Below are 15107 nucleotides of genomic sequence, written 5' to 3' on the forward strand. Positions count from 1 at the left end.
TTCGTTGTGAGCGAACCGCTGCAGCTCAACTTCAAGCGGCTGATTTCACATAGGAAATCTTGCTCATATTTCCATCCTGTCAAGTGCGTCAAAATGGTGAACGGCCTCACCATTTTGGTGATTTCTGTTTTTTATCGTTAATTTTCAATAGGTTAAAACGATCATAAGCTTATAAAAAATATTCTTGCTCAATTATAAAATCGCGACTAGCTTCTATTCCTGACAGCGCTGACAGGAATAAAACCTGCAGCGATGAATACCTATAAAACATCTAGAACCGACACAAGTCGGTCATGCCTGCGAGGAACTCGGAATGTCTCTGTTGATCCGTGGCGCCACCGTTGTTACCCATGATGAAAGTTATCGCGCCGACGTCTATTGCGCTGACGGCGTGATCAAAGCCATCGGTGCAGACCTTGATGTTCCGGCCGGCGCTGAAGTGCTCGACGGCAGCGGCCAATACCTGATGCCCGGCGGCATCGATCCGCACACGCACATGCAACTGCCGTTCATGGGCACCGTGGCCAGCGAGGATTTCTACAGCGGCACGGCGGCAGGTCTGGCCGGCGGCACCACGTCGATCATCGACTTCGTGATTCCCAATCCCCAGCAGTCATTGATGGAAGCGTTTCATCAGTGGCGCGGCTGGGCGGAAAAGTCCGCTTCCGATTACGGCTTTCATGTGGCGATCACCTGGTGGAGCGAGCAGGTTCGCGAGGAAATGGCCGAACTGGTCAGCCACCACGGCATCAACAGCTTCAAGCATTTCATGGCCTACAAGAACGCGATCATGGCCGCCGACGACACGCTGGTGGCGAGCTTCGAGCGCTGCCTGGAACTCGGCGCGGTGCCGACCGTGCATGCGGAAAACGGCGAGCTGGTTTATCACCTGCAACGCAAGCTGATGGCCCAGGGCATCACCGGGCCGGAAGCGCATCCTTTGTCGCGGCCATCGCAAGTCGAAGGCGAAGCGGCGAGCCGAGCGATTCGTATTGCCGAAACCATCGGTACGCCGCTGTACCTGGTGCACGTCTCGACCAAGGAAGCCCTCGACGAAATCACCTACGCCCGCAGCAAGGGCCAGCCGGTTTACGGCGAAGTGCTGGCCGGGCATCTGCTGCTTGATGACAGCGTTTACCAACACCCCGACTGGCAGACCGCGGCCGGTTACGTGATGAGCCCGCCGTTCCGCCCGCGCGGGCATCAGGAGGCGCTGTGGCATGGCTTGCAGGCCGGCAACCTGCACACCACCGCCACCGATCACTGCTGTTTCTGCGCTGAGCAAAAAGCTGCCGGGCGCGATGACTTCAGCAAGATTCCCAACGGCACGGCTGGCATCGAAGACCGCATGGCGGTGCTCTGGGATGAAGGCGTCAACAGTGGGCGCTTGTCGATGCAGGATTTCGTCGCCCTCACCTCCACCAACACCGCGAAGATCTTCAACCTCTACCCGCGCAAAGGCGCAATCCGTGTCGGCGCCGATGCCGATCTGGTGCTGTGGGACCCGCAAGGCACGCGGACGATTTCCGCCAAGACCCACCATCAGCAGGTGGACTTCAATATCTTCGAAGGCAAGACCGTGCGCGGCGTGCCCAGCCATACCGTCAGCCAGGGCCGGCTGGTCTGGGCCGACGGCGACCTGCGCGCCGAACGCGGTGCCGGGCGCTATATCGAACGGCCGGCGTATCCGGCGGTGTTTGATTTGTTGAGCAAACGCGCTGAGATGCACAAGCCGACGGCTGTGAAACGCTGAAGGCGGCCTTCGGCCTATCGCTGGCAAGCCAGCTCCCACAAGGTTTTGTGAACACCATAGATCCCTGTGGGAGCTGGCTTGCCAGCGATGAGGCCATCACAAGCACCACAAAACCCACTGCCCACCAGAGGCAGAGAACCTCAAATAACCGTGAGGCACACCACCGTGATCGACTCCCTGAACCACCTCCCCCACCCGCACGAAAGCGCGGCCGCCCTCGCCGGGCATTTCACCGATCTGGCGCCGCCGCTCAATGCGCGGCAGGCGCACCTTGAAGCTTCGCGCTGCCTGTATTGCTACGACGCGCCGTGCGTCAATGCGTGCCCGAGCGAGATCGACATTCCTTCGTTCATCCGCAATATCCATCAGGACAACGTGCCCGGCGCGGCGCAGAAAATCCTTTCGGCGAATATTCTTGGCGGCAGTTGCGCGCGGGTCTGTCCGACCGAGATTCTTTGCCAGCAAGCCTGCGTGCGCAACAACGCCCAGGAATGCGCGCCGGTGCTGATCGGCCTGCTGCAACGCTACGCCGTCGACAACGCACACTTCACCGAGCACCCGTTCCAGCGCGCCGCCGCCAGCGGCAAACGCATCGCCGTGGTCGGTGCCGGGCCGGCCGGGTTGTCCTGCGCGCATCGCAGTGCCATGCACGGCCATGACGTGGTGATTTTCGAGGCGCGGGACAAGGCTGGCGGCCTCAATGAATACGGCATCGCCAAGTACAAACTGGTCGACGATTACGCGCAGAAGGAACTGGATTTCCTCCTGCAGATCGGCGGCATCGAAATCCGCCACGGGCAGAAACTCGGCGACAACCTGACCCTCAGCGAACTGCATCAACAATTCGACGCGGTGTTCCTCGGTATCGGCCTCAACGCCAGCAAGCAGCTCGGCCTGGCCCACGAAGATGCACCCGGCCTGCTCGCCGCCACCGATTACATTCGCGAACTGCGCCAGGCCGATGACCTCACGCAACTGCCATTGGCCGAGCGCTGCATTGTCCTCGGTGCCGGCAACACCGCAATCGACATGGCCGTGCAAATGGCCCGCCTCGGTGCGCGTGATGTGAATCTGGTGTATCGCCGTGGCGCCGTAGACATGGGCGCGACGCTGCACGAACAGGACATCGCCAAGGCCAACCAGGTGCGTTTGCTGACCTGGGCGCAACCAGAAGAGGTGCTGCTCGACGCTGAGGGCCATGTGCGCGGCATGCGTTTCGCCCGCACCGATCTGGTCGACGGACGCCTGCAAACCACCGGCGAAACCTTCGAGCTGGCCGCTGACGCGATCTTCAAAGCCATCGGCCAGAGCTTCGACGCCAGCGCCCTCGCCGATCCGCTGGCGCGCGAGCTCAAACGCCAGGGCGAACGTATTCAAGTGGATGAAAACCTGCGCACCAGCATCCCCGGTGTGTATGCCGGGGGTGACTGCACCAGCCTCGATCAGGACCTCACCGTGCAAGCCGTACAACACGGCAAACGCGCCGCCGAGGCGATCAACGCTCAACTGATGCTCAACGTGGAGGCTGCGTAAATGGCCGATCTCTCGATAGTCTTCGCCGGCATCAAAGCCCCGAATCCGTTCTGGCTGGCCTCCGCGCCGCCCACCGACAAGGCTTACAACGTGGTCCGCGCCTTCGAGGCCGGCTGGGGTGGCGTGGTCTGGAAAACCCTCGGCGAACACCCGGCGGCGGTCAACGTTTCCTCACGTTATTCGGCGCATTACGGCAATAACCGGGAAGTGCTCGGCATCAACAACATCGAGCTGATCACCGACCGCTCGCTGGAAATCAACCTGCGCGAAATCACTCAGGTGAAAAAGGCCTGGCCCGACCGTGCGCTGATCATCTCGCTGATGGTGCCGTGCGTGGAGGAATCATGGAAACACATCTTGCCGCTGGTCGAGGCAACCGGCGCTGATGGCATCGAGCTGAACTTCGGCTGCCCCCACGGCATGCCCGAGCGCGGCATGGGCGCCGCGGTCGGGCAGGTGCCGGAGTACGTCGAGCAAGTGACGCGCTGGTGTAAAACCTATTGCTCGCTGCCGGTGATCGTCAAACTGACGCCAAACATCACTGACATCCGCGTCGCCGCCCGCGCCGCACATCGCGGTGGCGCCGATGCGGTGTCGTTGATCAACACGATCAACTCGATCACCAGCGTCGACCTCGAACACATGGTCGCCCTGCCCACGGTTGGCAGCAAAAGCACCCACGGCGGCTACTGCGGCTCGGCGGTCAAACCGATTGCACTGAACATGGTCGCCGAAATCGCCCGTGACCCGCAGACCCAGGGTTTGCCGATCTGCGGCATTGGCGGCATCGGCAGCTGGCGCGATGCGGCGGAATTCATGGCGCTGGGCAGTGGCTCGGTGCAAGTGTGCACGGCGGCGATGCTCCACGGTTTCCGCATTGTCGAGGAGATGAAGGACGGCTTGTCGCGCTGGATGGACAGTCAGGGCTACGCCAACATCAGCGAGTTTTCCGGGCGCGCGGTGGGCAATACCACCGACTGGAAATACCTCGATATCAACTATCAGGTGATTGCGAAGATTGATCAGGAGGCGTGCATTGGTTGCGGGCGCTGTCACATCGCCTGCGAAGACACCTCACACCAGGCGATCGGCAGTCTGAAGCAGGCAGACGGCACGCATAAATACGAGGTGATCGACGACGAGTGTGTCGGCTGCAATTTGTGTCAGATCACTTGCCCGGTGGCGGACTGCATCGAGATGGTGCCGATGGACACGGGCAAGCCGTTTCTCGACTGGAATCATGATCCGAGGAATCCGTATTGTGTGGCTGTCTGAATCGGGGGCTGATCCTGAAAGCCCCTCACCCTAGCCCTCTCCCAGAGGGAGAGGGGACTGATTGGGGGATGCTGCAACATTGCGCCGACCTGTTAGTGTTGTTGTGAATCCATAATCGACTCGATTTATCAGGTCGATGTAACCCTCAGCACACCTCGGTCGGCTCCCTCTCCCTCCGGGAGAGGGCTGGGGTGAGGGTAAGCTTTTGATTTTTGCCCTCAAGGCTCCAACCCGATCCCGCGCAAGATCACACTCGTCACCGTCTGCACCGCCCGCTCGAACTGCATGTCCGACAGCGGTTGATGCTCGTTCAGGATATTCACCTGATGATCGAAGTCGGCATAGTGCTGGGTCGAGGCCCAGATCATGTACAGCAGGCTCGACGGTTCCACCGGCAGAATCCGCTTGTCCTCGACCCACTGGCGAATCTTCGCTTCCTTCATTTTCGCCCAGTCATACAGGCTGGCATCCAGCGCCTCGCCCAGCGTCGGCGCGCCATGAATGATTTCGTTGGCCCAGACTTTCGAGCCGTACGGGCGGCTGCGCGAGTGGTTCATCTTGGCGCGGATGTAGCTGCTGAGCACAACGCGCGGGTCGTCGAACATTTCGAAGCACAGCGCGTCCTGTTTCCACACTTCGAGCAGGTCGAACAGCACCGCGCTGTACAGCTCGCTCTTGGTGGAAAAGTAGTAATGCAGATTGGAGCGCGGCAGTTGCACCTCGGCGGCGATATCAGCCATGGCGGTGCTGCCGAAGCCTTTTTCGGCGAAGACTTTTTCCGCCGCCAGCAGGATTTTTTCGACGTTGCTGCGGCGAATTTCGATCTTGTGATTGCCCATGTGGGCTCCCTGACGACAGCGTTGACCAAGACTAGCATTCGCTTGCAACTGATGGAAAACCCGAGCCCTACACCATCCCTGCTGGCGATAGCGGTGGGTCAGACACCAACCAGGTGAATGTCAGACCGCAATCGCCAGCAGGCTGGCTCCCACAGGCTCAGTGCGGTTGTGTGTCGCCTGCGGCAGTGTCGATGCTGACCACCACCGACATCCCCGGCCGCAACCGCTCCTCTTCCTGCTGATCCGGATCGATGGTGATCCGCACTGGCACGCGCTGGGCGATCTTGACGAAGTTGCCGGTGGCGTTGTCGGCCTGCAGCAAGGCGAATTCGGAACCGGTGCCCGGCGAAATATGCTGCACATGCCCGGTGAACTTGCGGTGGTTCAACGCATCGACGGTGAAGCGCACCGGTTGCCCGACGCGGACGTTGTCCATCTGGGTTTCCTTCATGTTGGCGATCACCCATTTCTGATCCGGCACCAGCGCCATCAACTGTGCTCCGGAATTGACGTAAGCGCCGAGGCGCACGCCGATCTGCCCGAGCTGGCCGTCGCGGGGGGCGACAATGCGCGTGTTCGACAGGTCGATCCGCGCCAGTTTTACCGCCGCTTCGGCGCTGGCCACGGCGGCCTCCAGCGAGCCGCGATTGACGATCACCGTTTGCAGATCCTGGCGGGCGATTTCCAGGTTGGCTTTGGCTTGCGCCACAGCGGCGGTGCTTTGCGCATTGGCGGCGAGGGTCACGTCGAACTCTCGTTTGGACACCGAGCCGTCGCTGACCAGATCCTTGTTGCGGCGCAGATCCGCCTCACTCTTGCGCAACTGCGCTTCACTGTCGGCGAGCACCGCCTGGCGCAGCTTGATCGTCGCTTCGGCGCTGTTGCGTTGCTGCACCACATTGGCCAGCGCCGCGCGCTGCACCGCCAGTTGCGCCAGCGCCTGATCGAGGCGCTGCTGGTAAATCCGGTCATCCAGACGTACCAGTAGATCGCCGGCCTTCACGTACTGGAAATCCTGCACCGGCACTTCAAACACATAACCGCTGAGCTGTGGCCCGATGATCGTCACCTGGCCGCGAATCAAGGCGTTCTCGGTGGTTTCGACGGCGCTGCTGAACGGCGGCAATTGCCAGGCGTAGAGCACGATCAGCACGCCGACAATGGCAATCGCGGCAAAGCCCAGCGACGAGATGATGCGCACCCGCAGCGAGCGCGGCGCGGTGTTTGGCGATGACGGCGGCGTCTGCCCTTCAGGCGTGGCGGCAATGGCGTTGGTGGTTGTGGTGGTGGGTTCGGTCATGAAGAAGTGGCACCGCTTGATGGTACGGAAGGCGTCGGCTCGATGGCTTTGGTGGTGCTCATCAGCCACAACGCGCGAATCGAAAGCCAGATCATGGTCAATACCGCAATGACCGCGATCAGCATGAAGACATCGTTATAGGCCAGCACGTTCGCTTCGCGTGTTGCCGCATTGGCGAGGCTGCGGATGCCGACCAGATTGCGCAGGCCGGGGTCGGCGAAAAACCCGCCATAGGCCGCACCGCCGCTCTGCACGCGCGCCGCCACCAGCGGATCGGACATCACCAGTTGCTCAACAATGTGGCTGGAATGGTACTTCTCGCGCACGATCTGAAAGGTCCCCAGCAACGCCGCGCCGAGAAGCCCGCCAAGGTTGTTGCAGATCCCGAACAGCACGGAAAAACTCACCAGATTGCGCGGGTTGGTCAGCACGTTGCGCGTGCCGAAGACCATGGTCGGGCCGAGAAAGAACGTACTGCCGAATGCCAGCAGGAACTGGCTGATATACATGTTTTGCGGGCGCGTGATGTTGCTGGAAAAACTGTCCATCACCGAGCCTGTCGCCATCAGCGCCAGCGAAATGATCAGCGGCATGAGCAAGTGTTTCGGGTCGATGGTCAGTGCGCTGGTCGCCAGCCCGGCGATGCTGCCGATCAGCATCACCACGTACAGACTGTGCAGTTGCTCATAACCCATGTTGAGGTTCTGCATGAACCCGACTGCGCCGGTGGATTGTTCCGAGGTGACCATGCGAATCAGGGTCACCGCCAGCGCCAGGCGAATCATCGTTCCGCTGCCCAGCCAGCGCGTCATCAGCAGCGGGTTGCTGCGGTTGTGCTCGATGGCCAGGCCCATGATGATCAACGCGATCGACGCCGCCAGGGCGATGCCGATCCAGTCGGCTTCCAGCCACCAGTCGATGCGCCCCAGCGACAGCACCGCACAGAGCAGGCCAACGCCCGTGGCGAGAATGGCGAAGGTCAGGAAGTCGAGCTTTTCGAAGGTCTTGAAGCGGTCACCCGGCGGCAACTTGAGCAGCAATACACAGCCCAGCGACAGCAGCGCCATGCCCAATTCGAACAGGTACAGCCCGCGCCACTCGGCAATCTGCAACAGGTCTTCGGAGAACAGCCGCGCCAGTGGCAGCGCCAGTTGCGAGGTGCCGAGGCCGAGCACCAGCGCCTTCAGCCGCCACTTCGCCGGGAACGCCTGAACCATGTAATACAGGCCCAGCGAACTCAGTGCCGCGCCGACCATGCCGTGCGCCGCCCGCACGGCGATGGCCGAATTCAAATCGTTGACGAACAGATGCCCAAAGGTCACCAGTGCATACAGCACCAGAAACACCTCAGTGAACGCACGCAAGCCGAACTGCTGACGAAACTTCACCAGCAGCAGGTTCATCGACACGTTGGTCATCACGAAGGCCGCCGGCAACCAGGCCATTTCCGCCGTGGTCGCGCCGAGCGAGCCTTGCAGATAAATCAGGTTGGCAACCACCAGCGAATTGCCCAAACCGCCGGTCACCGCCACCAGCACACCGACCAGCGCATAGGCCAGGCGCTTGCGGTTGGAGTGCAACGGCGTCGAGGGGGAACCAGGCAGACTGGGTTTCTCGTGCGGCTGCCATTGGCGCGGGGCGTATTTATCCATGGATCGGCCTGGTGCTGGGAGTGAAGGAAGTTTGCCGCAATTCAACGGCTAATACACTTTTCCGTAGGCGGAACAAAACCCTGTGGGAGCTGGCTTGCCAGCGATGAAGCCGGCAACTCCAGCCTTTGCGGCAGCTGACAAATCGCTATCGCTGGCAAGCCAGCTCCCACAGGGGTTCTATGCCTGATTCGAAATTACGACAGGCTTCTCCAGAGTGTCGTTCCTGCCAACCCCGAGTCATCGTATAACTTGCTGTTGACAATCCCGCTAAATATGGGAAATATCCGCATCGATGTTGTACGACGACGTATGACAAATAATAAAAACAACAAGCGAATCTGGGAGCGTCACAGTGAGCACACTCGCCCGCAATTCCGTCCGCCCTTCACCTGTTTCCAATTTCAAACCGCGTTCGACCCTGAGCCTGATCGGCTGTAGCAGTCTGGTCCTCGCCCTGCCGATGAGCGCCCAGGCCGAAGGTTTCCTGGAGGACAGCAAAGCCACGTTGAACCTGCGTAACGCCTACTTCAACCGCAACTTCGTCAACCCGGCCAATCCGCAGGGCAAGGCTGAAGAGTGGACGCAGAGCTTCATCCTCGATGCCAAATCCGGTTTCACCCAAGGCACCGTCGGCTTCGGCCTCGATGTGCTCGGGCTGTATTCGCAAAAACTCGATGGCGGCAAAGGCACCGGCGGCACGCAACTGCTGCCGATCCACGATGACGGCCGCCCGGCGGACAACTTCGGCCGTCTCGGCGTAGCGCTGAAGGCCAAGGTGTCGAAGACCGAATTGAAGGTCGGCGAATGGATGCCGGTGTTGCCGATCCTGCGTTCCGACGATGGTCGTTCGCTGCCACAGACCTTCCGCGGCGGGCAGATCACCTCCACCGAAATCAACGGCCTGACCGTCTACGGCGGCCAGTTCCGCGGCAACAGCCCGCGCAACGATGCGAGCATGGAAGACATGTCGATGAACGGCCGCGGCGCGTTCACTTCCGATCGCTTCAACTTCGGCGGCGGCGAATACAGCTTCAACGACAAGCGCACCATGGTCGGCGTGTGGTATGCCGAGCTGACCGATATCTATCAGCAGCAATATTTCAACCTCAGCCACAGCCAGCCGCTCGGCGACTGGACCCTGGGCGCCAACCTCGGTTTCTTCACCGGCAAGGAAGATGGCAGCGCTCAGGCCGGCGACCTCGACAACAAGACCGCGTTTGCCATGCTTTCGGCCAAATACGGCGGCAACACCTTCTACGTCGGCCTGCAGAAACTCACCGGTGACGATGCCTGGATGCGGGTCAACGGCACCAGCGGCGGGACCCTGGCCAACGACAGTTACAACGCCAGTTATGACAACGCCAAGGAGCGCTCCTGGCAGTTGCGTCACGACTACAACTTCGTTGCCCTCGGCATTCCCGGTCTGACCCTGATGAACCGCTACATCAGCGGTGACAACGTGCACACCGCCAGCACCAACGACGGCAAGGAATGGGGCCGCGAATCGGAACTGGCCTACACCGTACAGAGCGGCCCGCTGAAAAGCCTCAACGTGAAATGGCGCAACGCGACCATTCGCCGCGACTTCAGCACCAACGAGTTCGACGAGAACCGGATCTTCATCAGCTATCCGATTTCGTTGTTGTAACGGTTGGCGGTTAGCCCTGTGGGAGCGAGCCTGCTCGCGAAAGCATGAGGTAAGCAGGAGCGATTTTTATTGCTCGAGCGGGCCCCATCGCTGGCAAGCCAGCTCCCACAGGGTCTTGTGGCGAATAGAAAGGTTGGAGCCGACTCGGATTATTGTGGGAGCTGGCTTGCCAGCGATGGCGGCGGCAGATTCGGCAGTAATGAACTCTGACACACCGCCTTCGCGAGCAGGCTCGCTCCCACAAGAGGATTGCATTGCAAGGCGAGTTTGAGACTTTCAGAAAAATGATTCGGCCCTTCCGTCATCTACACCAAAAGTCGCGTTGACAAGTTCCCGGAACCCTACCGATACTTCAGCGCAGTCATACGACAACCTACAACAAACCTAATAACAATGTGTTCAGGGATTGCCATGACGTCTACCTCTACTCCGCGCGCTCCATTCAATCGCCTCCTGCTGACCGGCGCTGCCGGTGGCCTGGGCAAAGTCCTGCGCGAACGCCTGCGTCCTTACGCCAATGTGCTGCGTTTGTCCGATATCGCCGCGCTCTCCCCGGCCGTCGATGATCACGAAGAAGTCGTACTCTGCGATCTGGCGGACAAACAGGCCGTGCATCAACTGGTCGATGGGGTCGACGCGATCCTGCATTTCGGCGGTGTCTCGGTCGAGCGTCCGTTCGAAGAAATCCTCGGCGCCAACATCAGCGGCGTGTTCCACATCTACGAAGCCGCACGCAAGCATGGCGTGAAGCGGGTGATCTTCGCCAGCTCCAACCACGTCATCGGTTTCTACAAGCAGGACGAAAAACTCGACGCCAGCTCCCCGCGCCGCCCTGACGGTTACTACGGTCTGTCCAAGTCCTACGGCGAAGACATGGCCAGTTTCTACTTCGATCGCTACGGCATCGAAACCGTCAGCATCCGCATCGGCTCCTCGTTCCCGGAACCGCAGAACCGCCGGATGATGCATACCTGGCTGAGCTTCGACGACCTCACGCAACTGCTCGAGCGTTCGCTGTACACGCCGAACGTCGGTCACACCGTGGTCTACGGCATGTCCGACAACAAAGACGTGTGGTGGGACAACCGCTACGCCAGCCACCTCGGTTATGAAGCCAAGGACAGCTCGGAAGTGTTCCGCGACAAGGTCGAAGCACAGCCGATGCCGGCCGCCGACGACCCGGCGCGAATCTACCAGGGTGGCGCCTTTGTGGCGGCCGGCCCGTTCGGCGACTGATCCCCGCGACCACGACACGAGGTAATCAGTATGCAAGCCGAATTGATCGTCGATGCGCGCAACGCGGTGGGCGAAAGCCCGGTCTGGGTCGCCGAGGAAAACGCCCTGTACTGGGTAGACATTCCCAACGGCGGGCTGCAACGCTGGAGCGCCGACAGCGGTCACGTGGCGTCGTGGAAAGCGCCAGAAATGCTCGCCTGCATCAGCCGCCACCGCAGTGGCGGCTGGGTGGCCGGCATGGAAAGCGGTTTCTATCGCCTGCACCCGCACAGCGACGGCAGCCTCGACAGCGAATTGCTCGCCAGCGTCGAACACAGCCGCGCGGACATGCGCCTCAACGATGGTCGCTGCGACCGTCAGGGGCGTTTCTGGGCCGGCAGCATGGTGCTGAACATGGGCCTTAACGCGCCTGAAGGCCGGCTCTACCGCTACGGCGCCGGACAATCCGGGGTGATCGAAGCGCAACTCGACGGCTTCATCGTGCCCAACGGCCTCGGCTTCAGCCCGGACGGCAAGATCATGTACCTGTCGGATTCGCATCCCGAGGTGCAGCTGATCTGGGCGTTCGACTACGACACCGAGACCGGCACGCCGTCGAACCGCCGGGTGTTTGTCGACATGAACCACTTCCCCGGCCGCCCTGATGGCGCCGCTGTGGATGCCGAAGGTTGCTACTGGATCTGCGCCAACGACGCCGGACTGATTCACCGCTTCGCCCCGGACGGTCGTCTGGATTTTTCGCTGGAAGTGCCAGTGAAGAAACCGACCATGTGTGCCTTCGGCGGCAACGATATGAGCACCCTGTTTGTCGCTTCGATTCGCCCCGGCGACGACCACGACCCGCAATCCCTGGCCGGTGGCGTGTTCGCCCTTAAGCCCGGCGTCAAAGGCCTCGCCGAACCGCTGTTTAACGATTTGCTTTAGACCCTCTGCTGCACCGCTGCGCCTTGAACACAAAAATAACAAGACTGGAGACTCACCCCCATGAACTTCAAACGCACCTTGCTCGCCGCTGCACTCCCGCTGATGTTCACCTTCGCCGGTGCCGCTCAGGCAGAAATGAAACTCAAATTCGCCGACATCCACCCCGCCGGTTACCCAACCGTGGTGGCTGAAAAATCCATGGGCGATACCCTGACCAAGGAAACCAACGGCGAGCTGACCTTCCAGTACTTCCCCGGCGGTGTGCTGGGTTCGGAAAAGGAAGTCATCGAGCAGATGCAGGTCGGCGCGGTCCAGCTGTCGCGCGTCAGCCTGGGTATTGTTGGCCCAGTGGTACCGGACGTGAACGTGTTCAACATGCCGTTCATTTTCCGCGATCAACAGCACATGCGTAACGTCATCGACGGTCCGGTGGGCGACGAGATCCTCGACAAGATCACCAACTCCGAATTCGGCCTGGTGGCCCTGGCCTGGATGGACGGCGGCACGCGCAACATCTACACCAAGAAACCGGTGCGCAAGCTCGAAGACCTCAAGGGCATGAAAATCCGCGTGCAAGGCAACCCGATGTTCATCGACATGATGAATGCCATGGGTGGCAACGGCATTGCCATGGACACCGGCGAAATCTTCAGCGCCCTGCAGACCGGGGTGATCGACGGCGCGGAAAACAACCCGCCGACCCTGCTCGAACACAACCACTTCCAGAACGCCAAGTTCTACAGCCTGACCGGTCACCTGATCCTGCCAGAGCCGATCGTGATGTCGAAAATCACCTGGGAAAAACTCACCCCGGATCAGCAGACCCTGGTCAAGAAAGCCGCCAAGGCTGCCCAGGCTGAAGAACGCGTGTTGTGGGACAAGAAGTCCGCTGCCAGCGAAGAAAAACTCAAGGCCGCCGGCGTCGAGTTCATCACCGTCGACAAGAAACCCTTCTACGACGCCACCGCTCCGGTACGCGAGAAGTACGGCGCGAAATACGCTGATCTGATCAAGAAAATCGAAGCCGTTCAGTAACGCCCCCGCTCCGTACTCATGAAAAAAGGCCCGGCGCGCCTGCTGTTCGAGGCGCGCCCGGTTACGGTGGAACCCGATGAAGAATCTGCTGCTGCGTATCAACGACAAGATCTACATGACGTGCATCTGGGTCGCCGGCCTGTCTGTCCTGGCAATCTCCCTGATGATCCCCTGGGGCGTATTCGCCCGCTACGTGCTCGGCACCGGCTCCAGTTGGCCGGAACCCACGGCGATCCTGCTGATGATGGTGTTCACCTTTATCGGCGCCGCCGCCAGTTACCGCGCCGGTGCGCACATGGCCGTGGCCATGCTCACCGACCGCATGCCGCCACAGCTGAAATCCGCGGCGGCGATTTTTTCGCAACTGCTGATGGCCGCGATCTGCATCTTCATGACCATTTGGGGCGCCAAGCTGTGCATGTCGACCTGGAACCAGTTCATGGCCGCCCTGCCCGATCTGCGGGTTGGCGTGACCTACCTGCCAATTCCGCTGGGTGGCTTGCTGACGCTGATTTTCGTGCTGGAAAAACTCTTGCTCGGTGACCAGAGCAAACGTCGGGTCGTGCAGTTCGACCTGGTTGAAGAAAGTGAAGGTACCGCTTAATGGACGCTCTGATTCTGCTGGGCAGTTTTATCGTATTGATCCTGATCGGCATGCCGGTCGCCTACGCGCTGGGCGCTGCGGCGCTGATCGGTGCGTGGTGGATCGACATTCCGTTCCAGGCGGTGATGATTCAGGTCGCTTCGGGGGTGAACAAATTCTCGCTGCTGGCGATTCCGTTCTTCGTCCTGGCCGGGGCGATCATGGCCGAGGGCGGCATGTCGCGGCGCCTGGTGGCGTGCGCCGGGGTGCTGGTGGGTTTCGTGCGCGGCGGCCTGTCGCTGGTCAACATCGTCGCCTCGACCTTCTTCGGCGCGATCTCCGGTTCCTCCGTAGCGGATACCGCCTCGGTGGGTTCGGTGCTGATTCCGGAAATGGAACGCAAGGGTTATCCGCGCGACTTTTCCACCGCTGTAACCGTCAGCGGTTCGGTGCAAGCCCTGCTGACCCCGCCAAGCCATAACTCGGTGCTCTACTCGCTGGCCGCCGGCGGTACGGTGTCGATTGCCTCGCTGTTCATGGCCGGCATCGTCCCGGGTCTGATGATGAGCGCGTGCCTGATGGTGCTGTGCCTGATCTTCGCGAAAAAGCGCAACTACCCCAAGGGTGAAGTGATCCCGATGCGCCAGGCGTTGAAAATCGTCGGCGAAGCAATGTGGGGCATGATGGCCATGGTGATCATCCTTGGCGGCATCCTCTCGGGCATTTTCACCGCCACCGAATCGGCGGCCATCGCCGTGCTGTGGTCGTTCTTCGTGACCATGTTCATCTACCGCGACTACAAATGGAGCGAGCTGCCGAAACTGATGCACCGCACCGTGCGGACGATTTCGATCGTGATGATCCTGATCGGTTTCGCCGCCAGCTTCGGCTACATCATGACCCTGATGCAGATCCCGGCGAAGATCACCACGATGTTTCTGACCCTGTCGGACAACCGCTACGTGATCCTGATGTGCATCAACGTCATGCTGCTGTTGCTCGGCACGGTGATGGACATGGCGCCGCTGATCCTGATCCTCACGCCGATCCTGATGCCGGTAATTCTGGGTATCGGTGTCGACCCGGTGCAGTTCGGCATGATCATGCTGGTCAACCTCGGCATCGGATTGATAACACCGCCCGTGGGAGCCGTGCTGTTCGTCGGCTCGGCGATCGGCAAAGTCAGCATCGAAAGCACTGTAAAAGCACTGCTGCCATTCTACGCCGTGCTGTTCATGGTGCTGCTGCTGGTGACCTACGTGCCGGCCATCTCTTTGTGGCTGCCGCATCTGGTGTTGTAAACCGCTGAGTCATCGCAGCCCGGGCCGG

The 15107-nt window shown here is 60.6% G+C and carries 12 protein-coding genes; 9 read left to right on the forward strand and 3 right to left on the reverse strand.

The annotated features are described in order from the left end of the window. The first annotated feature begins 313 nt into the window (after window positions 1–313). From hydA to preA, 3 genes are all read left to right on the forward strand, one after another. The gene (gene hydA / locus BLU24_RS18120; protein WP_093102420.1) at window positions 314–1753 is read left to right on the forward strand and encodes a dihydropyrimidinase; all 1440 of its coding nucleotides are present in this window, start codon (window positions 314–316) and stop codon (window positions 1751–1753) included. Window positions 1754–1918: 165 nt separating this feature from the next. Then, entirely contained in the window at window positions 1919–3286 is a 1368-nt protein-coding gene (locus BLU24_RS18125; protein WP_093102423.1) for an NAD(P)-dependent oxidoreductase, read from the forward strand. Then, on the forward strand, window positions 3287–4561 hold the full coding sequence (gene preA / locus BLU24_RS18130) for an NAD-dependent dihydropyrimidine dehydrogenase subunit PreA (RefSeq protein ID WP_093102426.1): 1275 nt from the start codon (window positions 3287–3289) through the stop codon (window positions 4559–4561). A 218-nt stretch (window positions 4562–4779) separates the two neighbouring features. Here preA and BLU24_RS18135 read toward each other — a convergent pair whose 3' ends face one another. From BLU24_RS18135 to BLU24_RS18145, 3 genes are all read right to left on the reverse strand, one after another. After that, window positions 4780–5400 carry a TetR/AcrR family transcriptional regulator gene (locus BLU24_RS18135; protein ID WP_090282838.1) on the reverse strand — a complete coding sequence of 207 codons (621 nt, stop codon included), beginning with the start codon at window positions 5398–5400 and terminating at the stop codon, window positions 4780–4782. 157 nt (window positions 5401–5557) lie between these two features. After that, on the reverse strand, window positions 5558–6700 hold the full coding sequence (locus BLU24_RS18140) for an HlyD family secretion protein (RefSeq protein ID WP_093102428.1): 1143 nt from the start codon (window positions 6698–6700) through the stop codon (window positions 5558–5560). After that, window positions 6697–8352 carry an MFS transporter gene (locus BLU24_RS18145; protein WP_093102431.1) on the reverse strand — a complete coding sequence of 552 codons (1656 nt, stop codon included), beginning with the start codon at window positions 8350–8352 and terminating at the stop codon, window positions 6697–6699. The genes BLU24_RS18140 and BLU24_RS18145 overlap by 4 nt, the downstream gene beginning before the upstream one ends. A 352-nt stretch (window positions 8353–8704) precedes the next feature. Between BLU24_RS18145 and BLU24_RS18150 the strand changes: the two genes are divergently transcribed. From BLU24_RS18150 to BLU24_RS18175, 6 genes are all read left to right on the forward strand, one after another. Then, a complete protein-coding gene (locus tag BLU24_RS18150; protein ID WP_093102434.1) occupies window positions 8705–10000 on the forward strand; it encodes an OprD family porin in 1296 nt (431 codons plus the stop codon). A gap of 411 nt (window positions 10001–10411) precedes the next feature. Next, a complete protein-coding gene (locus BLU24_RS18155; RefSeq protein WP_093102436.1) occupies window positions 10412–11236 on the forward strand; it encodes an NAD-dependent epimerase/dehydratase family protein in 825 nt (274 codons plus the stop codon). 30 nt (window positions 11237–11266) lie between these two features. Next, complete coding sequence (locus BLU24_RS18160; protein WP_093102439.1) at window positions 11267–12160, forward strand: SMP-30/gluconolactonase/LRE family protein; 894 nt, start codon at window positions 11267–11269, stop codon at window positions 12158–12160. Window positions 12161–12220: 60 nt separating this feature from the next. Beyond that, complete coding sequence (locus BLU24_RS18165) at window positions 12221–13195, forward strand: TRAP transporter substrate-binding protein (protein WP_093102442.1); 975 nt, start codon at window positions 12221–12223, stop codon at window positions 13193–13195. A gap of 76 nt (window positions 13196–13271) precedes the next feature. After that, the gene (locus tag BLU24_RS18170) at window positions 13272–13799 is read left to right on the forward strand and encodes a TRAP transporter small permease (protein WP_093102445.1); all 528 of its coding nucleotides are present in this window, start codon (window positions 13272–13274) and stop codon (window positions 13797–13799) included. After that, entirely contained in the window at window positions 13799–15079 is a 1281-nt protein-coding gene (locus BLU24_RS18175; protein WP_093102448.1) for a TRAP transporter large permease, read from the forward strand. Before BLU24_RS18170 ends, BLU24_RS18175 begins: the two co-directional genes overlap by 1 nt. Window positions 15080–15107 lie beyond the last annotated feature (28 nt).

The organism is Pseudomonas sp. Z003-0.4C(8344-21) (genome assembly GCF_900104975.1).
GTDB lineage: Bacteria > Pseudomonadota > Gammaproteobacteria > Pseudomonadales > Pseudomonadaceae > Aquipseudomonas > Aquipseudomonas granadensis.

Bases quoted from the DNA above. Each gene is read 5' to 3' on its own strand.
- hydA (WP_093102420.1), top strand. From the start codon at position 314: ATGTCTCTGTTGATCCGTGGCGCCACCGTTGTTACCCATGATGAAAGT.
- preA (WP_093102426.1), top strand. From the start codon at position 3,287: ATGGCCGATCTCTCGATAGTCTTCGCCGGCATCAAAGCCCCGAATCCG.
- BLU24_RS18135 (WP_090282838.1), bottom strand. From the start codon at position 5,400: ATGGGCAATCACAAGATCGAAATTCGCCGCAGCAACGTCGAAAAAATC.
- BLU24_RS18140 (WP_093102428.1), bottom strand. From the start codon at position 6,700: ATGACCGAACCCACCACCACAACCACCAACGCCATTGCCGCCACGCCT.
- BLU24_RS18145 (WP_093102431.1), bottom strand. From the start codon at position 8,352: ATGGATAAATACGCCCCGCGCCAATGGCAGCCGCACGAGAAACCCAGT.
- BLU24_RS18155 (WP_093102436.1), top strand. From the start codon at position 10,412: ATGACGTCTACCTCTACTCCGCGCGCTCCATTCAATCGCCTCCTGCTG.
- BLU24_RS18160 (WP_093102439.1), top strand. From the start codon at position 11,267: ATGCAAGCCGAATTGATCGTCGATGCGCGCAACGCGGTGGGCGAAAGC.
- BLU24_RS18165 (WP_093102442.1), top strand. From the start codon at position 12,221: ATGAACTTCAAACGCACCTTGCTCGCCGCTGCACTCCCGCTGATGTTC.
- BLU24_RS18170 (WP_093102445.1), top strand. From the start codon at position 13,272: ATGAAGAATCTGCTGCTGCGTATCAACGACAAGATCTACATGACGTGC.
- BLU24_RS18175 (WP_093102448.1), top strand. From the start codon at position 13,799: ATGGACGCTCTGATTCTGCTGGGCAGTTTTATCGTATTGATCCTGATC.